Genomic DNA, 20,486 nt, shown 5'->3' with positions numbered 1-20,486 from the left:
GGGCTTTGCGGGTGACTCGGCGTCAGCCGGCGAGGGCGAGCGGACGGCGGGCTGTGATGGCGGCGGAGAACCCGTCGACCACCTGGTGCAGTTCCCGGGCGGTGTCGGGCTGGAGGGACACCGCCCCGTCCTCGGCGACCGTGATGTGCTTGTCCACCACGAACCGGCCGGGCAGCACATGGTCGGCGCCCATAGCGCTGAGCACCGGCCGCAGCGCGTAGTCCACGGCCAGGACGTGGGCCGGGCTGCCGCCGGTGGCCAGCGGCAGGACGGCCTTGCCGGCCAGCGCGTACTGCGGCAGCAGGTCGAGCAGCGTCTTGAGCAGTCCGGAGTAGGCGGCCTTGTAAACGGGTGTCCCTATCACCACCCCGTCGGCGCGTTCGAACAGTTCTGCCGCGGCGACGATCGCCGGGTGCGTCGTATCCGCACCGATCAGCGCCTCGGCAGGCAGCGTACGCACGTCGAGCGGAATCACCTCGTGCCCCTGCGCGGTCAGCCGCGCGTCGAGATGGCGCAGCAGGCGGCCGGTGCGCGAGGTCGGCGAGGGGCTTCCGGAGACGGAGAGCACGGTGGGCATGGGAGAACTCCTTGGATGAGAGGGTGCGCGGCAGCCGGTCGGTCAGACGGTGTGTCCTGCCGCGGGTTCGGTGCCGGGCTCGGGCGCGGCACCGGGTGCGTCCGCATGACGGACCAGCGTGCCGATCCGTCGCGCGCGCTCCGGGTCCCGGCGGTGCAGCGCGCCGTACCAGGCCAGACCGGCCAGCACCACGGCCGCGAAGAGATAAGGGAGCAGGCTGACCGGCCAGGTGGGGACCGGCACCAGGTTCTTGTAGATCACATACAGGATGGCCAGCGCGGCAATCCCTCCCGCGACCACCGGGCCTGCCGTCAACTCGCCCCGGCGGCGCAGGTACGGAACCACGGCCAGCACCACCAGGAGGTAGGCCAGAAGGTAGCCGAAGGTTCCGAAGGTCGCGGTCCAGGCGTAGACGTCGAGTTCGCCGGCGCCTGCCGCGATGAGTGCCAGCGGCACCACTCCGGCCACCGTGCCGAGCAGCACGATCGCCGTGTGCGGGGTACGGAACCGTGGGTGCACCCGGCTCAGCGCAGCCGGCAGCACACCTTCTCGGCTCAGGCTGTACAACCCGCGCGCCGCCGCGTTGACGCTCGCCGCACCGCAGGCCACCGCGGAGACCGCGATGCCCAGATTGAGTACGTAGGTGAGCCACTCGACGCCGGCCGACCGGGCCACCTCGTTCAGCGGCGCCGCGGAGGAGGCCAGCCCCTGCTGCCCGGTGAACCCGATCACCTGGATGTAGGTGCTGAGCAGGTACAGCACCCCGGCACCGAGCACCGTCCCCAGCATCGCCCGCGGAATGCTGCGGTACGGGTCGCGGGCCTCCGAGCCGAGCGAGCCCGCGGACTCGAAGCCGACGAAGATGGTCACGGCCAGTACCGTGCCGAGCATCACCCCGTTGGGGTCGGCCCCGCGCGCAGTGAACTGAGCGGTGTCCACGCGCAGCCCGAAGTGTGCCGCGGTGGCCACCAGCGCCGCGACGATCGCCGCCAGCGACACCACCTCCAGCACGATCCCGATCCTGCTCGACAGCTTCGCGCCGCGCACCGGGTACCAGACCGCCACCACGGTGGCGGCCGCCAGCAGCGCCAACTGCCCGCCCGTCCCCGAGGCAGCCACGCCCACCGAATCCAGGAAGGCACCCAGGTACATCGCCGCCCCGACCAGGCAGGCAGCCGCGATACCGGTGTAGCCGACGACCAGCCCCCACCCGCCGGCGAAGGCCGGCACCCGCCCGAGCCCGAGAGCGACGTATCCGTACAGCGAACCGGCCCCGGCCGCCCGCCGCGCGAACTGCGCGACCACGTAGGCCACCAACAGCACGATCACCGTGCCGGCGAGGAGCGAGTAGAGCGTGCCGGTCCCGGCATCCAGGAAAACCACGGGCACCGTACCCGCGATGGCGATGCTCGGCCCGGTGGCGGCCAGGGACTGCCCGAACGCCTCGAGCGCGGAAAGGGCATTGGACGCGAGGGACGGCGGTGCCGAGGGGGGTGACGAAGTCGGTGCCAAGGGCGGCACGTTGACATCGGACGATGACATGGGGGCGCTCCGGAAGATGGCCGGGCAGGCAGAGATGCCTCCCGGTCGGGGAGGAAGACGAGGGACGCCAGGGCTGACGGAGCGTCAGGACGCGTCAGTGCACGTCAGCAGCAGGCGAGGGAAAGCGCGGAGGTGGGCCGCGTCAGCGTGCGGCGCAACACGCACAGAGGGCGCTGGACACACGCACGAGGTCGACGTGGCGTCGCCGCGTGAGGTCGTTGCGCTTGATCATGTCCTTGATTCAATCAGGTTGTGTAGCGACCGGTCGAGCGGGGGGCCGTCTCGGATCCGCGATGGGTTGATAGGGTTTCCCTTCCATGCGGATCGAACAACTCGAGTACCTCCAGGCCGTCGCACGACTCGGATCCCTGCGCCGCGCCGCCGAGGAACTGCACCTCTCGCAGCCGGCGCTCAGCGAGACGGTGCGCAATCTGGAGCGCGAGCTCGGCGTCGAACTGCTGGACCGCCGCCGCTCCGGGGCCCGGGCCAGTGACGCCGGCCGGGAGCTGCTGCCCCATGTCGCCGCCGTCCTGGATGCGGTGGACCGGCTGCGGCAGGCCGCCGACCACCAGCATCAGGTCAGCCGCATGGTCAGGCTCGGCACCGTGCACGCCGCGACCGTCCCCCTCCTCGTCCCCACGGTCCGCGACTTCCGCGAAGCACACCCGCAGACCCAGGTCGAGGTGGTCACCGCCCAGCAGTCCGAGATCCACCGGATGCTGTCCGAGGGCGGACTCGACCTCGGTCTTGTGAACTACCTCACCGGCGACGACCTCCCGCCCGACCTGGAGTCCACCCGGCTGCTGCGCGGCCGCCCGGTGGTCTGCCTGCGCCCGGACAGTCCACTGGCAGCCCACTCCACCGTTACCATCGACGCCCTGCTGTCCGAGCCCCTCGTCGTGATGCGGGCCGGCTTTGTGATGCATCGCTACGTGCACCGATTGCTGCGCGGACGCACCCCGGTCTTCTCTTACTCCACCGACGGCGCCGAGATGGGCAAGCTGATGGTCGCGGAAGGGCTGGGTGCCACCGTACTGCCCGACTTCAGCGTCATCGGCGATCCGCTGGAGCGCAGCGGCGCGATCACCTGGCGCCCGCTCGCCGACGGGGAGACGGGCACCGGCGCCGAGGTGTTCATGGTCGTCCAGCGCCGCCGTTCCGGCTCTTACCCTCAGGCGGCACGGGATCTGCACGACACCCTGCTGGAGCGGGCACAGCAGTACCAGCGCTGACCGCCGGCTCGATCGACACGGACGGCCGGCTCCGCCCTGATGTTCCAGGAGCTCGCACTGTTCCCGTTGCTGACCGCGGGCCCCGGAGGAGGCGGACAGCGGAAGGGTGCGCAGAACCTCTCTCTGAGGCCGGCCCAAAGGCTCGTGCGGCCGCCACGACAACCTGCTGCCCCAGCTCGCCCGCCTGGGGCCGAGATTCACGAAATCTCCGACCCTGACCAGTGGGAGCACTCCCGCTCCCACCCGCCCCCGAACACGAGAAAGGGACCATCCGAAGATGGTCCCTGACCTGCGATGCGATCCGACATCTCTGTCGGGACGACAGGATTTGAACCTGCGACCCCTTGACCCCCAGTCAAGTGCGCTACCAAGCTGCGCCACGTCCCGCTGCGTCTCCCACGGGTTAACCGTGATCGCGCAGGTCAACCTTACCGTACGCACACGGGTGCTCCCGCCGGGGTGCCGGCCGCGCGGGCGGGTCCGAGCGAGCCCGCGGTGCGCCGGACCGGGACCAGGAGGGCGGCCGGGGCCGCGGCGAGGCAGAGCAGGGCCAGCAGGGCGAAGGCGTGGGTTTGACATGCTCCTCGGGCTGGAGCCCGAGGATTTTGGCCGTCCGTTGAGGAGCCCGTCCTTGGCACGCTCCTGGCCCGGCTCGCGATACGGCCGCTGTCGCACCGGCTGGGCGGGTCCGACCCACCGGCTGGGCGGGTCCGACGCGCCGGCGGGGCGTGTCCGACGCCCGCCGTCCAGTGGCCCGCAGGGACTGACCGGAGCGCGGTCCCCCGTGCTAGCGTCAGCCCACACCCATCATCAGGAAACCTGATGATGGGCGAGTCGCCCCGACGAACGGAGCCGCATGTCCATCCTGGCCAGGCCGGCGGTGGCCTCTCTCGCCGCCAAGTCGATGCAGAGCCTCACCCGGCTGGCGGGCCGACGCTCGGGCGGCCCCGGTTCCACGGCCTCGTGGCAGGCCCGTTTCCCTGAATATCCGCGCGCGGTAAGGGAGTTGACCGTGCCGACGTCGGTCGCCCCCGCGCCGGTCACGGTGTACGCGCCTGCCGCCGGGGTGGCGAACCCGCCCGTCCACGTCAACTTCCACGGCGGTGGCTACGTCCTGTCGATGCCGGAGATCGACGACTCCCTCTGCCGGCTCGTCGCCGCCGAGGCGGGGGTTGTCGTGGTCAACGTGCGGTACGTCGTCGCGCCGCAGCACCCGTTCCCGGCCCCGCCCCGCCAGGCCTTCGAGGTGGTCCGCTGGGTCGCCGAGCACGGCGCGGAGCACGGCTGGGACGGCGGCCGGCTCACCGTCGGCGGGCAGAGCGCGGGCGGCGGTCTCGCGGCCGCGGTCGCGCGCCAGGCCCTGGAGGAGGGCGGTCCTTCGATCGCGCTCCAGGTGCTCCACTATCCCCCGCTGGACCTGGCCACCAGCGCCAAGGACAAGCGGGCCGCCATCGCCAGGCCCATGCTGCGGCCCTGGATGGCGGAGGTCTTCGACACGTCGTACGTGCCGGATCCGCGCGAGCGCGCCGACCGGTTGGTGTCGCCCGCCCATCCGTCGGACACCGCCGACCTCAAGGGCATCGCCCCGGCCGTGGTGATCACGGCGGAGTACGACCTGCTCAGGACCGAGGCGGTGCGCTACGCCGAGCGGCTGCGCGCGGCCGATGCCCTGGTCGAGCACCACGACGTCTCCGGAGCCGACCACGGCTACGACACCAACGACGAGCAGCGGGCCCGCGAGACCTACGACCTGATCGCCCGCCATGTCCGGCGAGTGACCGGCGAGTGACCGGCGCGGCGGCGTCGGGCTCCGCCTGAACACACGGATGGCCGGCACGTCCTCCGCACAGGACGTGCCGGCCATCCGGCTCACCGAAGGCCGCTGTCCCCTATCCAGCAGCGCCCGGCAGCGCGACGCCCAGCTGCTCGGCGCGCTCCGTCAGATCGCGCCAGACCTTCGGCGCCACCGGAATGCCCTTCTCGGTGCGGCCGACGGCCACTTCGGCGCTGCGCTCGCCGGGGTAGTACACGCCGTCCGCGTCGTCCGCCACCGGCAGGCCCTTGAGGGTACCCAGGGTGCTGTCGACGGCCGCGGTGAAGGCGTCCGTGCCGCCGAAGGCCGCCGGGTCGAGCGCGATGAGCAGCGCGTTCTGGCGGTGCTTGCGGCCGGCCGGGTCGTCCGAGTGGAAGGCGGCGAAGATCGGCGCGCCGACCAGCACGCTGGTGAGCAGCTCGAACGCGAGGGACATGCCCGAGCCCTTCGCGCCGCCCAGCGGCAGCGGCATGACCGCCTGCTCCGGGTCGGTGGTGGGGGTGCCGTCCGCGGTGGCCGCGGCGCCCTCGGGCAGCGGGGTGCCGCTCGCCTTGGCCTGGCGGATCTTGCCCAGCGCGATGGTCGCGGTGGCCATGTCGAGGAGCAGCGGGGCGTGGTCCTCGGCGGGTACGGCGACGGCGAGCGGGCTGGTGGCCACGGCGGCGCCCTTGACGCCGGTGTAGCCCATGTTGGGCATGCCGGCGACGAAGCCGATACCGACCAGGCCCTGCTCGGCGATCTTTGACACGTAGTAGCCGATCGCCCCGGTGTGCACGGTCCCCCGCACGCCGACGGCGGCGACACCGTTGGTCCTGGCCCTGTTGACGGCCTCCTCGGCGGCCGCGGTGAGGGCCACGGGGCCGGGGGCGCGGTCGGCGTCCAGGACGACGGCGGCCGGGGTGGAGGCCTCGACCTTGATCTGCGCATCGGCGTTGGCCACGCCCTTGGCGAGCAGGTCGAGGTAGGCGGGGACACGGGCGATGCCGTGGGATTCGACGCCGCGCAGCGCCGCCCAGACGAACACGTCGGCGGTGGTGCGGGCGTGTTCGGGGCTGAGGCCGCCCTTCTCGAGGAGGGCCGCGGAGAAGGTGCGCAGGTCGTCGGCGGGGACGAGCACCTTCCCCGGCTTGGGGGTGGGGGTGTCGGACATGGTGGCGGGTGCCTCCTGGTTCAGCGGGTGACGAGGACGTCGACGACGGCGGTGGTTCCTTCCGCCACTGCCTTGAGCGCGCGCTCCAGGGCGGGCGCCAGCGCCTCGGGCGCGTCGACGGTCTCGGTGTGCATCCCGAACGGCTCGGCGAACTGCGCGAGCCGGGGCAGCCGTTGCAGATCGGTGCCCAGCCATTCGCCGGTCTCGGCGGCCGCGCCCTCGGGGTAGAAGCGGCGGTGGTTGAGGTTCATCGACTTGTAGACGCGGTTGTTGAAGACCACGATCAGCAGCGGCAGGTCGTACGCGTTGGCCGCGTCGTACGACTGGATCACCGGGTTGTAGGTGAACGCGCCGTCGCCGATGGTGAGCACCACCGGGCGCTCCTTGACGGCGAGCTTGACGCCGAGCGCGACCGCGATGCCCTGGCCGAGTCCGCCCTGCACGTAGAAGTACGAGTCGGGGTCCTCGGTCTGCAGGTGGCGCTTGACGACCCGGCTGTGCGTGATCGTCTCGTCGACGACGACCGCGTCCTGCCCGTCGAGCAGCCTGCGCAGCTCGGCGGCGACGCGCACCGGGTCGATGCCCTTGGCCTCCTCGGCCTTGGCCTCGGCAGCGGCGATCGCGGCCTGCTCGTCCGCGTGCCGGCGCTCCTGCTCCGCGCGCCGCGCGGTGACGGCGGCCACGTCGAGATCCTTCGCCCTCTTGGCCAGCTGGCGCAGGGTGTTGGCGACGTTGCCTTCCAGGTATCGGTCGGCGAACAGCACCTGGTAGACGACGTGCGGGCGCTGCGGCACCTCGTCGATGACGACGATCTGCGCCTTGGAGGGGCGCCGCGACGGCGGGTAGAACGGGGCGCGGCAGTTGACCAGGAGGATCAGGTCCGCCGTGTCCATCCAGGGCCCGATGTCGCTGCCCGCGTGCAGCGGGTGGGTGCGCGGGAAGTTGCCGCACACCGCCGAGTCGGGCTCGACGACCGGGATGTTCCATGCCTCGGCGAAGGCCACCAGGGCCTCGAAACCGCCTGCCTCGCGGCCGGCCGTCTCCGTGACGATCACCGGGTTGCTCGCCTCACGGATCATCTGGGCGACCGGGTCGACCTCTTCGGGCGAGCTGTGCGTGGAGCCCGGCTCGACGATGGGCTTGGCCTCGCGGCCGTCCCACTCCTCCAGGAGGATCTCCAGCGGGATGTTGAGGTAGGCCGGCCCCGCCGGGGCGCGCCAGGCCAGTTCCGCCGCCCGCGTGATCATGGTCGGCAGCGTGTGAACGCTGGCGGCCTCGTTGGACCACTTGGTGAACGGCTGGGCGATGCCGTGCGGGCCGCCCACGATCGACAGGTTGCGGTACCACTGGCCGCCCGGGTCGTGGCCGGGAGCGTCGCCGTACGTGGTGGACTCCGAGGAGGTGACCACCATCGGCACGCCGGCCAGCAGCGCGCCGTGCACGGCCATCGAGCCCTGGAGCAGGCCGGGGGCCGCGTGCAGCAGCACGCCCTGCGGGCGGCGCTTGACGAGTCCGTAGCCGGTGGCCATGCCGACAGCCACGGTCTCGTGGGTCAGGTCGAGGTACTCCGGCGCCGGTTCACCGTCGCGGTGGCGCCGGGCCAGGGACTCCCACACCGGGGCCCATTCGGACCCCGATGAGCAGAAGACGTAGTCGGCGCCGACGGCGTTGAAGGCGGAGACGACGGCGTCACCGCCGTCGGCGCCTGGCGTGTTCTTGCTGTCCGTCATCTCTGGTGTGTCCTCAGCCCTCGATCGGCCAGTTCAGGACCTCGGAGATGCCGCGGCCCATCATCCATTCAAGCTCCTCGGGCGTGAAGTCCCAGTGCTTGGTGAACTGCTCGATCGTGTCGGTGTAGGTGATGCCGTGGCCGAGCAGGCGGGTGATGTCGGTGCCGTAGAAGCAGCGCTGCGGCCCCATCTTGTCGACCATCTCGCGCACGTACTTCTGGATGTTGTTGTTCGGGAAGGGCTGCGTGGAGTAGCCGGGCAGCGCCGAGACCTTCACGTAGATGTTGGGGTGCTTGGCCAGGTCGGCGGTCTCCGACACCCAGTAGCCGATCGCGTCGTCGACACAGCGGGCCATGATGCCCATGTGGTCGATGATGATCTTCAGCTCGGGGTGCTTGGCGGCGATCTCGCCGAGCTCACGCTTCCAGATCGGGGCGTGGACCATGGTGGGGATGCCGAGCTCCGCGGCGATCGGCCAGTACCAGTCGTTGGTGCCGTCGATCATCCAGTTGCGGTCCTGCGGCCGGTGGAAGGTGAGGCGCGTGCCCTTCACATGCGGGTTCTGCGCGAAGTCCTTCAGCATGGCCTTGCCCTCTTCGGGCTTGTTCTGCGGAATGCGGGCCATGATGCCGAACCGGTCCGGGTGCGCCTCGCAGGCCTCGAGGGCGTAGTCGATGCGGTCGCCCTCCCAGGACGGCGGCAGGATCAGCGCACGGTTGACGCCGGCCTCGTCCATCAGCTCGAGGGCCTCCTCGTAGGAGAAGGGGTCCTCGCGGTGGCCGTTCAGGCGGATCCGCTCACGGGCGCCGGGGACCCAGGGGCGGTCCGGGGTCTCTTCCTTCCAGATGTGGATCTGGGTGTCGACAACGAACATGTCGGTTACTTCTTTCTCTTGGTAGTGCAGGCGGTGAGGCGTTGCTGAGGGAACGCTAGGCGGGTCGTGAGGCCTTGCGGAGCCCCTGGGAGCGCAAGCTGTTGTTGCGTGAAATCGCGCTGTACGCAGGGCATTCGTTGAATGCGGAGGTGCCTGGTCACGTCAGGCGTCGCCGAAGACGGCGCCGACGATGTGCTCGGCGATCGCCATGGAGGCCGTGGCGGCCGGCGAGGGCGCGTTGCGCACGGCGGTGATACGGCCGACCTGATGGATGCGGAAGTCGTCCACGAGGGTGCCGTCCCGGTCCAGGGCCTGGGCGCGTACGCCCGCGCCGCCGCGCACCACGTCCTGGACGCCCACACCGGGGACGTACAGCTTGGCGTCCTTCATGAAGACCGCCGCGGAGAACGAGCCGCGGTACTCCTTGATGCCGGTACGCCAGTGCTGGGCCGCCATCCTCCAGGCGCCGGGGTAGGCGGCGAGGCCGAGCAGGTCCCCGGGCGAGATCCGGCTGCGCCGGTAGCCCTCCCTGGCCAGAGCCAGGACGGCGTTGGGCCCGACCTCCACCGTGCCGTCGACGCGAGGCGTGAAGTGCACGCCGAGGAAGGGGTAGCGCGGGTCGGGCACCGGGTAGATGAGCCCCCGCACCAGATGCGTCCGGTCCTGCCTGAGCAGCATGTACTCGCCCCGGAACGGGATGATCTTCGGTTCCTGCTTGTCCTGGGCCAGCTTGGCGACCGCGTCGGACTGGAGGCCCGCGCAGAGGATCAGCCGGTCGACGCGGACGCTCCCCCAGCCTTCGGCCGGGGGGACCCCCAGTTGCCCGGAGGACACCTCGATGCCGCCCGGCACGTTGGTGATGCCGGTGACCGGGAAGCCGAGTTTCACCTCGCCGCCGGAGTCGGTGATGTCCTGGGCGAACGCCCGGGCGATCGCCGGGTAGTCGGTGATCGCGGTGCGCGGGGAGTGCAGGGCCGCGACGCCCCCGGCGTGGGGTTCCAGCTCCTTGATCTCCTCCTTGGAGATCTTCCTCAGCTCGGGCACGTGGTTGTTCTTCGCCCGCTCGTAGAGGTTCTCCATGCGGCCGAGTTCGTCCTCGCGGACCGCCACCACCAGTTTGCCGATCTCCTGGTACGGCAGCGCGCGGTCCTGGCAGTACTCGCGCAGCAGGGACACACCACGCACGGTCAGGTCGGCCTTGAGGCTGCCCGGCGTGTAGTAGATGCCGGCGTGCACCACGCCCGAGTTGTGTCCGGTCTGGTGGAGCGAGACCTCCCGCTCCTTCTCGAACACCACGACGCGGGTACCGGGGCGGCGCAGGGCGATCTCACGCGCCGTGGCCAGGCCGACGATGCCGGCGCCGACGACGCCGATCGTCTCGTCTGCCATCGGCGTCCTCCTCTCTCACAACTGCTCGGGTGACGCGCTCAGGCGCCGAAGTGGATGGCGACCGTCTTGACGCGCGTGGAGAAGCGCAGGACCTCTTCGCCCTGCTCCTTGTAGCCCGTGCCGGAGTCGTGGAACCCGCCGAAAGGCAGGTGCACGTCCCAGCCGGGGGTGGGGTGGTTGACCGCGACCTGGCCGCACTCGGCCTCGTCCGCGAAGCGGTAGGCGGAGCCCAGGTCGCGGGTGAAGACGGCGGCGGCCAGGCCGTAGACGGAGTCGTTGACCGCTTCGACGGCCTGCGCGAAGTCGTCGACCGCGCGGACCGCGAGGACCGGGCCGAACACCTCGTCGCGCCAGATCGCCATCTCGGGGGTGACATCGCCGAGCACGGTCGGCCGCACATAGCAACCGTGCTCGCGGTCGCCCTCGGTGTCGGCTCCGCCGCCGGTGAGAACGGTGGCGCCCTGCTCGATCGCCTTGTTCAGGTCGGCGAGGACGCTGTCGCGCTGCTTGGGGCTGGACAGCGGGCACAGGGTGGTGGCCGGGTCGGTGCCCCGGCCGATCGTCAGCGCCTCGACCTCGGTGACCAGGAGCCGGGCGAACTCCTCGTACACCGGCTGCTCGACGATCACCCGGCTGGTGGCGGTGCACCGCTGGCCGGCCTGGCCGAAGGAGGCGGCGACGACGGCCTTCGCGGCGGCCGGCAGGTCGGCGTCCTTCAGGACGGCGGAGGCGTTCTTGCCGCCGAGCTCGCCCTGGAAGCGGACGTTGCGGTCGGCGAGGCGGCGGCGGATGCGGTTGCCCACCGCGTTGGAGCCGGTGAAGGTGATGCCGACGATGCGCGGGTCGTCGAGGAGGGCCTCCTCGAGCTCGGCGGTGCGGCCCGTCACGACGTTGAGCACGCCCGCCGGCAGTCCCGCGTCGTGCAGGGCGCGGGCGAAGTGCAGGCCTGACAACGGTGTCTCGGTGGCCGGCTTGAACACCGCCGCGTTGCCGGCCGCGAGCAGCGGGGCGAGCTTGCGGGCCGGGGTGATCAGCGGGTCGTTCCACGGGCTGATCACCAGGATCACGCCGATGGGCTCGCGCTGGGTGTGGGTGCGGGTGTCGGGGCGGGCGTCGTGCAGCAGGGTGCCGTAGCCCTGGCGGGCCAGGCCCGCGTAGTAGTCGAGGAAGTCGGCGGCCTTGCCGGTCTCGCCGCGGGCCTCGGCCAGGGTCTTGCCGTTCTCGGCGGTGACGTCGGCGGCGATCTCCTCGAGCCGCTCGCGGATCAGCCGGGCCGCCTCGGTGAGGATGCGGGCCCGCTCGAAGGGGCTGGTGCGCTTCCAGACGGCGAAGCCGCGCTCGGCGTGGTCGTAGGCCCGGGTGACGTCCTTGACGGAGAGGGCCGGGATACGGGCGATGGGGGTGCGGACGTCCGCGGGGTCGTGGACGTCGATCCACTCGCCGGTCGTCACCCACTCTCCGCCGGAGAGCGCTTCCACAGTACGCAACAAGATCACTTCCTTCGTCGGCCGCAGTGCGGGCGGTGCGGTCGGGTCGGGGCTGGGCGGCCATGCGGGCCGGATTCGACAACACACCATGTCGGGGCGGGTCCACCAGCACCGCGACGGCAGGCATTGGTTGCGCCGCGCGCGGGTCGGCAGCGGATCGATCCGTGCTGGAATCGGCGGGCCGGACGGCCAGTGCGATGCCGCCGGAGAGCCGAGAACCGCTGAGGAGATACAGATATGGCCTACGCAGTCGTCGCCCACTACCGCTGCGAGCCCGCCGACGACGCCACGGTGCGAGCCGCGCTGCTCAAGGCACAGGAGGCGACCCGCGCCGAACCGGCGAACCTGCTGTACGAGGTGCACGCCGTGGCGGACCAGCCCGGCGGCTTCCTGCTGTACGAGCGGTACGTCGACGTCGCCGGCTTCGAGGCGCACAAGGCGGCCGAGCACTTCAAGGAGCTGATCGTGCAGACGGTGTGGCCGCTGCTGACGGACCGTACGGTCACGTTTGCCGAAGTGCTCTGAGAACAGGGGCCCGCCGGGAAGCGGCTGTCCGCTTCCCGGCCCCCCTTGGGCCCCCGTTGGCCCTGGATCAGAACTCGTTGCCCCAGACGTACCGCGCGAGGGTCTCCACCAGGACGATCTTCCGGCGCTGGTCCTCGGCACTGAGCAGCGGCCGGCTCGCCACGTCCGCGAAGCCGCGGGACGGGGACACGGCCGCGTCCTCGAGGTCCTTGAACTCCCCGACGGCGTCGATACGGGCCATCACCGTGTCGATGTCCTCGAGGTCGGGCACGGTGGCGTCCACCACGCCCAGGCACACGTCCCGGTCCTCCGGCAGCGCCTTGACCAGGTCGAGCTCGGCCTCGGTGCCCTGGTCGAACGGCAGCACCCAGCGGTCCGCCGGGACCTCGCCGTACAGCCGCTCGGCCCGGGCCCGATCCACCGCGGCGGGCGCCGCCCAGCCGGGCGCGAGGGCGATCCGTACGCCCTCCGGGCGCTCGTCCAGCCGTACCGCCAACGCCTCGACGGCCAGCGCGTCCTCGAAGGACAGCGCGCCGGGGCCGGCCGGGTCGGCGGCCAACTGCCCCAGCAGAAGCGGGTTGTTGAGCTGGATCAGGCGTACGCCCTTGGAGACCAGCAGCTCGATCTCCGCCTGGATGATCTCCGCGAGGGCCTCGCCGAGTTCACGGGCGGACGCCACACCGAGGCCCGGCTGGAACGTGGTGGCGGCCAGGTATGCCGGGGACGGCAGCGACGCCTTCGGCGCGATCACCGTCAGCTCGGTGAGCCGGGTGGCCCAGTCCGCGAGCAGCGGCCCGTTGGCCTTCGGCAGCGACTCCGCGACCCAGCGCACCAGGCCGTCGGGGCCCTCCTCCCCGGTACGGCGGAAGCCGGAGACCCCGTCGAGGACGGCGCTACGGAAGTCCTCACGCGGGAAGTCGCCGTCGGTGACGACGGTGGAGCGCAGCTTGCGCTGGAAGACCACCGCGTCCTGGACCGCCTGGAGTTCGGCAGTCCGCAGGGCGTCGGCGTCACCGGCCGCACGGGCGGCGGTGAGCTCGGCGGGACGGACCAGGCTGCCGTGGTGGTCGATGCGGTAGTTGAACGTATCCGCCATGGGGTCAGTCCTTTCCGGGCTCGGCCGGCTTGCCCGCGACGCCCCAGGCGGCGAACTCCAGCTCGTAGCCGAGGGATTCGAGGACGTCGTCGGCGAGCTGCTGGTCCTCGTCCGCGGTGCCGCCGGCGATGCCCAGGCCGCCGATGATCTCGCCGTCCTTCTTGATGGTGACGCTGCCCTCGGCGGCCATGATCGGCAGGGCCGCGCCGGGCAGCTGGGACAGCTGCGAGAAGAAGACGGGCTGGCTCTCCTGCCACTTCTTCAGCATCTTGCCGGGGCGCTGCATCACGGCCGCGGTGTAGGCCTTGGCGCGGGCGATGTCCGGGGTCAGCGGGCGGGCCCCGTCGGCCCGGCGGATCGCGACGACGAAGCCGCCGGCGTCGACCACGGCCACGCTCACCGCCTTGCCGAGGGCCTGGGCGCGCTTGTGGGCGGCGGCGATGATCTCCTCGGCCGCGTCGAGGGTCACGTTGCTCATGCTGTTTCCTTCTGGGCGGTCAGGGTGCGGCGCAGGTGGGCGATCGCCGCGTTGTACGGCTCCGGCGTCTCCCAGTACATGGAGTGCGGGGCGCCGGGGACGATCTCCAGGTGCGAGCCGGACAGCAGTTCGTGGGCGCGGGTGACGGTCTTCACGCTGAGCACCGCGTCCTTCTCGCCGGCCAGGAACGCGACCTTCACACCGGAGTTCTGGATGTCCTCCAGGGACGGTCCGTCGGTGTCGAGGTTGCGCAGGTCCTGCATCTTGGCGACGTTGAAGGTGCCCATCTGCTGGAACAGGAAGGTGAGGTCGGCGCGCTCCTGCTGGAACGGCTTGGTGAGCAGGCGGTCGATGACCGGCAGCTTGACGGCCTCGGCGCGGTCGGCGGCGGCCAGTTCCTTCAGCTCGGGGTGGCTGATGCCGCCCAGGGAGTGGCCGAGGACGACCGAGCCGACGCGGTCGGGGCGCAGCAGGCCGGCGCGCAGGGCGGCGACGGAGCCGATGGACTGGCCGACCAGCATGACGTCGGTCAGGTCCTCGGCGTCGAGGACGGCGACCACGTCACCGGGGAAGTCCTGGCCGTCGAACTCGGGCATCGACGAGTCGGACTTGCCGAAGCCGCGCAGGTCCACGGTGACGACCGTGAACTCGTCGCGCAGCGCGGCGACCTGCTGCCACCAGGCGGCGTGGTGGCCGCCGCTGCCGTGCACGAACAGGATCGCCGGACCGCTGCCGTGGCGCTCGTAGTAGATGGAGGTGCCGTCGGAGTCGGCGAGGGGCATGAGGAGGAACTCCTAGCAGATGGCGATCAGTTGGGGCGCTTGGCGTGGTAGACCAGTTCGATCATGGTGTGGTCGGGGTCGTGGATGTAGCAGAACTTCGACTGGTTCTCGGGACGCTCGATGGGGCGGGTGTGCCGGATGCCCAGCTCCTTGAGGTGTTCCAGGAACTCGTCCCAGTCGTCGACCTCGACGGCGAAGTGATAGGGAGCCATACGCTCCATCTCCTCGACCGGAGTGAAGTGCAGGTCGAAGTTGCCCCGGGTCATCAGCACCACACGGGTGTTGGACTTGGGCGTGATCCTCTTCATCCCGAAGACCTTGGTGTACCACGCGGCGGTCCGGTCGGGATCGGTGGTGGGGAAGTTGACGTGGTGGATGTAACGGGGTGCCTTGCTCATCTTTGGTTCCCTTCGAGGTGTACGGGGTTGGACAGCACGCCGATGCCGCTGATCTCGACCTCCACGGTGTCCCCGGGCACGAGCTGGCAGGTGGACTCGGCGCCCATCCAGAGCACGTCCCCGGGCTGCACGGTGTTGTGCTTGGTGATCTCGACGAGGTAGTCGAAGGGGTCGAAGACCATGTCGCCGGTCGGGAACGCGGCGCGCACCTCGCCGTTCACCCTCAGGGTCGTCGTCTGCGCGAGGGCGTCGACGTCGGTCTCGATCCAGGGGCCCATCGGCTTGAAGGTGTCGCTGTTCTTGCTGCGCCAGAACGTGCGGTCCTGGTGCTGCCAGGTGCGGGCGCTGATGTCGTTGCCGATGGTCCAGCCGAAGACGGACTTGCGTGCTTCCTCGTACGTGGCGTGCCGCAGCGTACGGCCGATGACGGCGACGAGTTCCGGCTCGGCCTCGAAACGGCCCTCCACCTCCGCCGGTTTCACGATCGGCGAGAGATGGCCGGTGAGCGCGTTGTTGGCGCGGTAGCCGACCTCGGGCCGGTCGGGCATGACGGCGGCGGCGTTGCCGAGTTCGGCGGCGTGCTCGATGTGTCGTGGGTAGTTCATGCCGACCGCGTAGAACACGGGCGGCACGACGGGCGGCAGCCAGTGCGCGCCCGCGCGCGGGACGCTGCCGATGACGTCGAAGTCGGCCTCCTCCAGCGGGGAGGAGGACAGCAGCTCGATGTCCTGCTCCCCCACACGGCCCCAGACTGCGCGGCCGCCGACCGCGAGACGCGCGTACCTCATGGTGCCAGCAGGTGGGAGACGCGCTTGGTGACGAGGTAGGCGTCGAGGGCCTCGGGGCCGCCCTCCCGTCCGTAGCCGCTGTCCTTGACGCCGCCGGAGGGGGCCTCGTGGACGGAGCCGCCGCAGTGGTTGAGGGAGAGAATGCCGGCCTCCAGCTCCTGCGACAGCTTCTCGGCGGTCGCGGCGGAGTCGGTGAAGCCGTAGGCGGCCAGTCCATACGGCAGCGCGTTCGCGGTCGCAAGTGCCTCGTCGAGATCGCTGAACGGGACGATCGGCGCGAGCGGCCCGAACGGTTCCTCGGACATCAGCTCGGCGTCCGCGGGGACGTCGGTGAGGACGGTCGGCGCGAAGAAGTAGCCGGGGCGGTCCAGGCGCTCACCGCCGGTGAGGACCTTGGCGCCGCGGGCGACGGCGTCGGCGGTCAGGCGCTCCATGGCCTTCAGCCGGCGTTCGTTGGCGAGCGGGCCCATGGTGGTGCCCTCCGCCAGGCCCTCACCGACGACGACCGCCTCGGCGGCCTTGACGAACTCGGCGGTGAACTCCTCGACGATCGACTCGTGGACGAGGAAGCGGCTCGGTGAGGTGCACACCTGGCCGGCGTTGGCCCACTTGGCCTGGGCTGCCTTCCGGGCCGCCTTCACGGGGTCGGCGTCCGCGCAGACGATCACCGGGGCGTGGCCGCCGAGCTCCATCAGGGAGGGCTTCATCACCTCTCCCGCCTTGGCGGCGAGCAGCTTGCCGACGGGCACGGAGCCGGTGAAGGCGATCAGCCGGGTGACCGGGGAGGAGATCAGGTGGTCGGAGACCTCGGCCGGGTCGCCGAAGACGAGGTTGAGGACCCCGGCCGGCAGTCCTGCGTCGGCGTAGCAGCGAACCAGCTCCATCGCCGTGGCCGGGGTCTCCTCCGAGGCCTTGATGACGATGGAGCAACCGGCGGCGAGCGCGGAGGAGATCTTGCGGTTCGGTCCGCCCACGGGGAAGTTCCACGGGACGAAGGCGGCGGTGGGGCCGATGGGCTCGCGCCGCACGGTGAGCACTGTGCCGGGGGCGGAGGGGATGATCCGGCCGTAGGCGCGGCGGGCGTCGTCCGCGTGCCAGCGCAGGGTGTTCGCCGTGCGGCGGGCCTCGTTGGTGCCCTCGGCGAGCGGCTTGCCCTGCTCCTGGGACATGATCCGGCCGATCTCGGCGGCGCGCTCGCTGATCAGGTCGGCGGCGGCGTACAGGACGGCGGTGCGCCGCTCGATGGGCGTCTGGCGCCAGGTCCTGAAGCCTGCCGTCGCGGCGTCGAGCGCGCGGTCCAGGTCGGCGGAGGTCGCCAGCGGTACTTCTCCGATCACCTCCTCGGTGGCCGGGTTGACGATCGGGGCGGTACGTCCGGTGCCGCCCTGGCACCACTCGCCCGCGATGTACATGCGGACGGCGGGGTAGCCGTGGTCGGTGGTCATGGGTGGGTGCCCTCTCAGGCTTGGGAGCGAAGCGAGATGGGGGTCCCCCGGCCGAAGGCTGGGGGAGGGTCAGGACGCGGGGGTGGCGTCCTGCTGGTCGCGGTTGGTGCGCAGCGCCCAGATGTGGTGGGGCGGGGTGGTCTCGTGCACCCGGGTCTCGTAGGTGTCGTCGACGCGGTCCATGTCGGCGGCGTACTCCACCCGGCCGCCGCAGGGGGCGTGGATGAAGCGGAAGACGTTGGAGCCGACGGTGTGGCGGCCGAGCCGGCGGGCCTCCCGCCACCCGTGGTCGACCATGTAGTTGCCGCCCTCGATCACATCGTCGAAGCCGGGGACCTCGTAGGCGATGTGGTTGACGCCGGCCTTGTCGGGGCGGTGGCACAGCAGCATGGTGTGCTGGTCGTCGTCGCCGGGGGCCTGCATGAACACGCCCATGGGCTCGACCACGTCGGTCGGGCGGAAGCCCAGTCGCTCGGTGTAGAAGGCGACGGCCTCGTCCTTGCCCGGCTTGGGGATGTTGAGCGCCACGTGGCACATGCGCAGCGGGCGCACCCGGGTGATCGCCTCCAGCTCCGAGTTCCAGCGGTTGACGCTGCCCAGCGCGTTGGCGGGGCGGGGCTCGACCGTCGCCGGCCTGGGCCGGGCGAGGGTGAGGCCGACGCCGAAGCCGGTCTCGTCCACGGTGTGGTGGACGCCGTCGGCGCTCTCGCGGACCGGGCGGTCCTTCGCCACCGCGGCCACCAGTCGCTCCAGCTCCGCCTGGGTGTCGACGCCCCAGATCACCTCACGGAGGGTGGGGCCGTTCTCCACCGGCGGCGGCAGCAGCGGGCCGGGGTCGGTGTCGAAGTGGAGGGTCTGCCCGGTGAGCGTCTCGAACACCGCGTGTTCTTCGGTCCGTTCCACCAGGAACAGACCGAAGTCGTCGAAGAACCGGACACATTCGTCGAGGTCGCCGATGCTGTAGGTAACCGATTCGATTCTCTGGATTCCCATGGGTTCCTCGTTTCCGGGTCGCTTGGCGAGCGTAGATTTAGGGGCGCGAGGGGCTCAATGGCCCGAGCTCTACGGAGTGCGCAATCGTTTCTTGCGCCGCCGTCCCGCGCCTTCGCCCAGCGCTTACGCCCGGATGGCGGGGATCGGATTCTGGGCGAACCACTCGGCGAGGTAGTCCAGGAACACGCTGATCTTGCGCGGGGTGTCCTGGCCCGGGCCGTAGATCGCGTACAGCGGGCGGTCGGGTACCGCCAGTTCCGGCAGCAGGACCTGGAGGGCGCCGGAGACGACGTCGTCGTAGACCGGGCGCTGGGGCAGCAGGGCGATGCCCCGGCCGTGTACGGCCGCCTTCTGCAGGGCGATGTAGGAGTTCGACGAGAAGGCGATGTTGCGGATCTTGTGCAGGGTGCTCGCGTGCCCGTGGCCGATGCGCCACACCGGGTCGTTGACGTGGACGAGACAGTCGTGTGCGGCGACGTCGTTCGGATGGGCGAGGGAGCCGTGCCGCTTGATGTAGTCCTCCGAGGCGCACAGCACGAAGGGCAGCGAGGAGATCTTCTTGAGGCGGACGCTGGAGTCCCTCAGGTCACGGGTGTGGAAGGCGACATCGAATCCGCCGTCCAGGAAATCGTAGGTACGGTCCGACATACCGCCCAGTTCGAAGCGGACCTGAATTTTCGGATGGGCGGCGGAAAAGGCGGCGATGGCGTCGCCGAGGTCCAGGCTGCCTATCCATTTGGGACAGATGATGCTGAGCGTCCCTTCGGCCCGGTCGTGGAGTTGGGCGATGCCGGCGTCCTCGGCATCGATCTCCTCCAGGATGCGGGCGGCGAACTCCGCGTAGCGCTGTCCCGGCTGGGTGAGGCTCACCGAGCGGGCCGTGCGGTTGACCAGGCGGACACCCACCTGGCGCTCCAGTTCGGCGACGTGCCGTGACACCAGCGAGCCCGACGAGCCCAGCTTCTTGGCGGCTCCGCTGAAGCTGCCGACCTGTGCGACGGTGACGAAGCTGTGCATGAGGAGCAAGCGATCCATGTTTCCTCCGAGAGCTGCTCCCCGCCCGGCCCGCGCCGGGATAGGGAGCATGGGGGCCGCCGAACCTCGCCGGAATGTCCCAATAGCGGCTCTACCAGGACATTCAGCGACACGGCGGATGTGCGGCTCAGACACGGAGAGACAGGCGCCGGTGACCGGTGGGGGCTCGGTAGAAGGCCCTGGTGGGGCCTACTTCGGGCAGTACTGCGGCGCTTCGCTCAGGTTGTCCTTGGTGACCAACACAAGAGGAATGTTGGCAATTTTGTCAACCTTCTTCTTGTCAAGGAGGCCCACCGCGTTCTTGACCGCGGTCTGCCCGATCGTCAGCGCCGAGTTCGCGACGGTGGCGGAGAACTCGCCGCTCTTGACGGCGGCCAGCCCCTCGTCGGTGCCGTTGACGGTCACGATCTTGACATCCTTGGCACCGGCGGCGTCGAAGGCCTTGCGCACGGAGAAGGCCATCTCCTCGTTGGCGACGAAGGCGTAGTCGAGGTCGGGGTTCGCCTGGATCATATTCTCGGCGACGTCCTGGGCCTTCGCCGGGTTGAACATGCCCGGCTGGTTGGCGACCACCTTGGCGGTCGCCGGCAGCCCGCTCTTGAACCCGCCCACCAGCAGGTCGGAGGCGGCCCCCGGGGCACCCGCGACGATGCCGACCTGGACGTCCTTGCCGCCGGCGTCCTTGGCGATCCAGCCGGCGTCCAGGCTGCCGACCTTCTTGAGGTCGACGACGGCCGCACCGAGGATGTCGTCGACGTCGCTGGTGGACACGGACGTCAGATAGATCGGGATGCCGGAGGCCTTCGCCTTGGCGATGTCGCCCTTGAGCGAGTCGACGTTGACGGTCTGCACGATCAGCGCGCTGACGTTGCGGGAGATCATGTCCTCGATGTTGGACAGCTCGGTCCCGGCGTTCTGGTGCGAGTTCGACGTGTAGACCTTGGCGTTCTCCGTCTTCGCCGTCTGCTCGACAGCTTTCTGCAGACAGCTGTGGAAGTTGGTGTCGCCACCGTTGACGAACCCGAGGGTGACGTCTCCGGAGCCGGCGGCGTCGTCGTCGCTGCCGCAGCCGCTGAGCACCAGGGTGGAGCAGGCGACCGCGGCGAACAGCGCGTAACGGGAACGGACGGAAGGTCTCATGGTGAACCGCCT

The 20,486-nt window shown here is 70.6% G+C and carries 20 protein-coding genes and 1 tRNA gene; 3 read left to right on the top strand and 18 right to left on the bottom strand.

The annotated features are described in order from the left end of the window. Positions 1–22: 22 nt before the first annotated feature. The 3 genes from ssuE to ABT114_RS01085 form a co-directional block, all read right to left on the bottom strand. Positions 23–577 carry an NADPH-dependent FMN reductase gene (gene ssuE, locus ABT114_RS01095; RefSeq protein ID WP_351137187.1) on the bottom strand — a complete coding sequence of 185 codons (555 nt, stop codon included), beginning with the start codon at positions 575–577 and terminating at the stop codon, positions 23–25. Between the two features lie 42 nt (positions 578–619). Further along, complete coding sequence (locus ABT114_RS01090) at positions 620–2,119, bottom strand: APC family permease (protein WP_351137185.1); 1,500 nt, start codon at positions 2,117–2,119, stop codon at positions 620–622. A gap of 142 nt (positions 2,120–2,261) precedes the next feature. Continuing rightward, positions 2,262–2,351 carry a putative leader peptide gene (locus ABT114_RS01085; protein ID WP_351137183.1) on the bottom strand — a complete coding sequence of 30 codons (90 nt, stop codon included), beginning with the start codon at positions 2,349–2,351 and terminating at the stop codon, positions 2,262–2,264. An 85-nt stretch (positions 2,352–2,436) separates the two neighbouring features. On the opposite strand from ABT114_RS01085, the gene ABT114_RS01080 reads away from it, so the two are divergent. Then, positions 2,437–3,351, top strand: a complete 915-nt coding sequence (locus tag ABT114_RS01080; RefSeq protein WP_351137181.1) for a LysR family transcriptional regulator — start codon at positions 2,437–2,439, stop codon at positions 3,349–3,351. A 313-nt stretch (positions 3,352–3,664) separates the two neighbouring features. On the opposite strand, the gene ABT114_RS01075 is transcribed toward ABT114_RS01080, so the two are convergent. Next, positions 3,665–3,738, bottom strand: a tRNA-Pro gene (locus tag ABT114_RS01075). Between the two features lie 469 nt (positions 3,739–4,207). Between ABT114_RS01075 and ABT114_RS01070 the strand changes: the two genes are divergently transcribed. Beyond that, positions 4,208–5,140 carry an alpha/beta hydrolase fold domain-containing protein gene (locus ABT114_RS01070; RefSeq protein ID WP_351137179.1) on the top strand — a complete coding sequence of 311 codons (933 nt, stop codon included), beginning with the start codon at positions 4,208–4,210 and terminating at the stop codon, positions 5,138–5,140. Between the two features lie 100 nt (positions 5,141–5,240). Here ABT114_RS01070 and ABT114_RS01065 read toward each other — a convergent pair whose 3' ends face one another. The 5 genes from ABT114_RS01065 to ABT114_RS01045 form a co-directional block, all read right to left on the bottom strand. Continuing rightward, entirely contained in the window at positions 5,241–6,314 is a 1,074-nt protein-coding gene (locus ABT114_RS01065; protein ID WP_351137177.1) for an Ldh family oxidoreductase, read from the bottom strand. Positions 6,315–6,334: 20 nt separating this feature from the next. Next, positions 6,335–8,044 carry a thiamine pyrophosphate-dependent enzyme gene (locus ABT114_RS01060; RefSeq protein ID WP_351137175.1) on the bottom strand — a complete coding sequence of 570 codons (1,710 nt, stop codon included), beginning with the start codon at positions 8,042–8,044 and terminating at the stop codon, positions 6,335–6,337. A gap of 13 nt (positions 8,045–8,057) precedes the next feature. Continuing rightward, complete coding sequence (locus tag ABT114_RS01055; RefSeq protein WP_351137173.1) at positions 8,058–8,918, bottom strand: amidohydrolase family protein; 861 nt, start codon at positions 8,916–8,918, stop codon at positions 8,058–8,060. Positions 8,919–9,080: 162 nt separating this feature from the next. Then, complete coding sequence (gene lhgD, locus ABT114_RS01050; RefSeq protein ID WP_351137171.1) at positions 9,081–10,307, bottom strand: L-2-hydroxyglutarate dehydrogenase; 1,227 nt, start codon at positions 10,305–10,307, stop codon at positions 9,081–9,083. 38 nt (positions 10,308–10,345) lie between these two features. Then, positions 10,346–11,785, bottom strand: coding sequence for an aldehyde dehydrogenase family protein (locus ABT114_RS01045; protein WP_351138169.1), 1,440 nt, complete (start codon positions 11,783–11,785; stop codon positions 10,346–10,348). Positions 11,786–12,031: 246 nt separating this feature from the next. Here ABT114_RS01045 and ABT114_RS01040 point away from each other — a divergent pair, with 246 nt between their 5' ends. Beyond that, positions 12,032–12,319: a putative quinol monooxygenase gene (locus ABT114_RS01040; RefSeq protein ID WP_351137169.1), complete on the top strand. Its 288-nt coding sequence runs from the start codon at positions 12,032–12,034 to the stop codon at positions 12,317–12,319. Positions 12,320–12,386: 67 nt separating this feature from the next. Here the strand turns inward: ABT114_RS01040 and ABT114_RS01035 are convergent, their stop codons facing one another. The 9 genes from ABT114_RS01035 to ABT114_RS00995 form a co-directional block, all read right to left on the bottom strand. Beyond that, on the bottom strand, positions 12,387–13,415 hold the full coding sequence (locus ABT114_RS01035; protein ID WP_351137167.1) for a methionine synthase II (cobalamin-independent)-like protein: 1,029 nt from the start codon (positions 13,413–13,415) through the stop codon (positions 12,387–12,389). A gap of 4 nt (positions 13,416–13,419) precedes the next feature. Next, positions 13,420–13,893, bottom strand: coding sequence for a GlcG/HbpS family heme-binding protein (locus tag ABT114_RS01030; RefSeq protein ID WP_351137164.1), 474 nt, complete (start codon positions 13,891–13,893; stop codon positions 13,420–13,422). Next, positions 13,890–14,675, bottom strand: coding sequence for an alpha/beta fold hydrolase (locus tag ABT114_RS01025; protein ID WP_351137162.1), 786 nt, complete (start codon positions 14,673–14,675; stop codon positions 13,890–13,892). Before ABT114_RS01025 ends, ABT114_RS01030 begins: the two co-directional genes overlap by 4 nt. Positions 14,676–14,701: 26 nt before the next feature. Beyond that, positions 14,702–15,073 carry a VOC family protein gene (locus ABT114_RS01020; RefSeq protein WP_351137160.1) on the bottom strand — a complete coding sequence of 124 codons (372 nt, stop codon included), beginning with the start codon at positions 15,071–15,073 and terminating at the stop codon, positions 14,702–14,704. Then, complete coding sequence (locus tag ABT114_RS01015) at positions 15,070–15,861, bottom strand: fumarylacetoacetate hydrolase family protein (RefSeq protein ID WP_351137158.1); 792 nt, start codon at positions 15,859–15,861, stop codon at positions 15,070–15,072. Before ABT114_RS01015 ends, ABT114_RS01020 begins: the two co-directional genes overlap by 4 nt. Then, positions 15,858–17,306 (bottom strand): NAD-dependent succinate-semialdehyde dehydrogenase, encoded by a 1,449-nt coding sequence (locus ABT114_RS01010; RefSeq protein WP_351137156.1) that lies wholly within the window; start codon positions 17,304–17,306, stop codon positions 15,858–15,860. Before ABT114_RS01010 ends, ABT114_RS01015 begins: the two co-directional genes overlap by 4 nt. A 69-nt stretch (positions 17,307–17,375) precedes the next feature. Then, on the bottom strand, positions 17,376–18,299 hold the full coding sequence (locus tag ABT114_RS01005; RefSeq protein ID WP_351137153.1) for a VOC family protein: 924 nt from the start codon (positions 18,297–18,299) through the stop codon (positions 17,376–17,378). Between the two features lie 123 nt (positions 18,300–18,422). Beyond that, the gene (locus ABT114_RS01000; RefSeq protein ID WP_351137151.1) at positions 18,423–19,334 is read right to left on the bottom strand and encodes a LysR family transcriptional regulator; all 912 of its coding nucleotides are present in this window, start codon (positions 19,332–19,334) and stop codon (positions 18,423–18,425) included. Between the two features lie 189 nt (positions 19,335–19,523). After that, complete coding sequence (locus tag ABT114_RS00995) at positions 19,524–20,474, bottom strand: sugar ABC transporter substrate-binding protein (RefSeq protein WP_351137149.1); 951 nt, start codon at positions 20,472–20,474, stop codon at positions 19,524–19,526. Positions 20,475–20,486: the final 12 nt, after the last annotated feature.

This window comes from Streptomyces sp. NPDC002088, from assembly GCF_040296605.1.
GTDB lineage: Bacteria > Actinomycetota > Actinomycetes > Streptomycetales > Streptomycetaceae > Streptomyces.
The sequence above is the reverse complement of the archived record's forward strand: the minus strand, read 5'-3'. Positions and strand labels throughout refer to the sequence as shown.

Coding starts and splice junctions, on each gene's coding strand:
- ssuE (WP_351137187.1), bottom strand. CDS start 577: ATGCCCACCGTGCTCTCCGTCTCCGGAAGCCCCTCGCCGACCTCGCGC.
- ABT114_RS01090 (WP_351137185.1), bottom strand. CDS start 2,119: ATGTCATCGTCCGATGTCAACGTGCCGCCCTTGGCACCGACTTCGTCA.
- ABT114_RS01085 (WP_351137183.1), bottom strand. CDS start 2,351: ATGATCAAGCGCAACGACCTCACGCGGCGACGCCACGTCGACCTCGTG.
- ABT114_RS01080 (WP_351137181.1), top strand. CDS start 2,437: ATGCGGATCGAACAACTCGAGTACCTCCAGGCCGTCGCACGACTCGGA.
- ABT114_RS01070 (WP_351137179.1), top strand. CDS start 4,208: ATGTCCATCCTGGCCAGGCCGGCGGTGGCCTCTCTCGCCGCCAAGTCG.
- ABT114_RS01065 (WP_351137177.1), bottom strand. CDS start 6,314: ATGTCCGACACCCCCACCCCCAAGCCGGGGAAGGTGCTCGTCCCCGCC.
- ABT114_RS01060 (WP_351137175.1), bottom strand. CDS start 8,044: ATGACGGACAGCAAGAACACGCCAGGCGCCGACGGCGGTGACGCCGTC.
- ABT114_RS01055 (WP_351137173.1), bottom strand. CDS start 8,918: ATGTTCGTTGTCGACACCCAGATCCACATCTGGAAGGAAGAGACCCCG.
- lhgD (WP_351137171.1), bottom strand. CDS start 10,307: ATGGCAGACGAGACGATCGGCGTCGTCGGCGCCGGCATCGTCGGCCTG.
- ABT114_RS01040 (WP_351137169.1), top strand. CDS start 12,032: ATGGCCTACGCAGTCGTCGCCCACTACCGCTGCGAGCCCGCCGACGAC.
- ABT114_RS01035 (WP_351137167.1), bottom strand. CDS start 13,415: ATGGCGGATACGTTCAACTACCGCATCGACCACCACGGCAGCCTGGTC.
- ABT114_RS01030 (WP_351137164.1), bottom strand. CDS start 13,893: ATGAGCAACGTGACCCTCGACGCGGCCGAGGAGATCATCGCCGCCGCC.
- ABT114_RS01025 (WP_351137162.1), bottom strand. CDS start 14,675: ATGCCCCTCGCCGACTCCGACGGCACCTCCATCTACTACGAGCGCCAC.
- ABT114_RS01020 (WP_351137160.1), bottom strand. CDS start 15,073: ATGAGCAAGGCACCCCGTTACATCCACCACGTCAACTTCCCCACCACC.
- ABT114_RS01015 (WP_351137158.1), bottom strand. CDS start 15,861: ATGAGGTACGCGCGTCTCGCGGTCGGCGGCCGCGCAGTCTGGGGCCGT.
- ABT114_RS01010 (WP_351137156.1), bottom strand. CDS start 17,306: ATGACCACCGACCACGGCTACCCCGCCGTCCGCATGTACATCGCGGGC.
- ABT114_RS01005 (WP_351137153.1), bottom strand. CDS start 18,299: ATGGGAATCCAGAGAATCGAATCGGTTACCTACAGCATCGGCGACCTC.
- ABT114_RS01000 (WP_351137151.1), bottom strand. CDS start 19,334: ATGGATCGCTTGCTCCTCATGCACAGCTTCGTCACCGTCGCACAGGTC.
- ABT114_RS00995 (WP_351137149.1), bottom strand. CDS start 20,474: ATGAGACCTTCCGTCCGTTCCCGTTACGCGCTGTTCGCCGCGGTCGCC.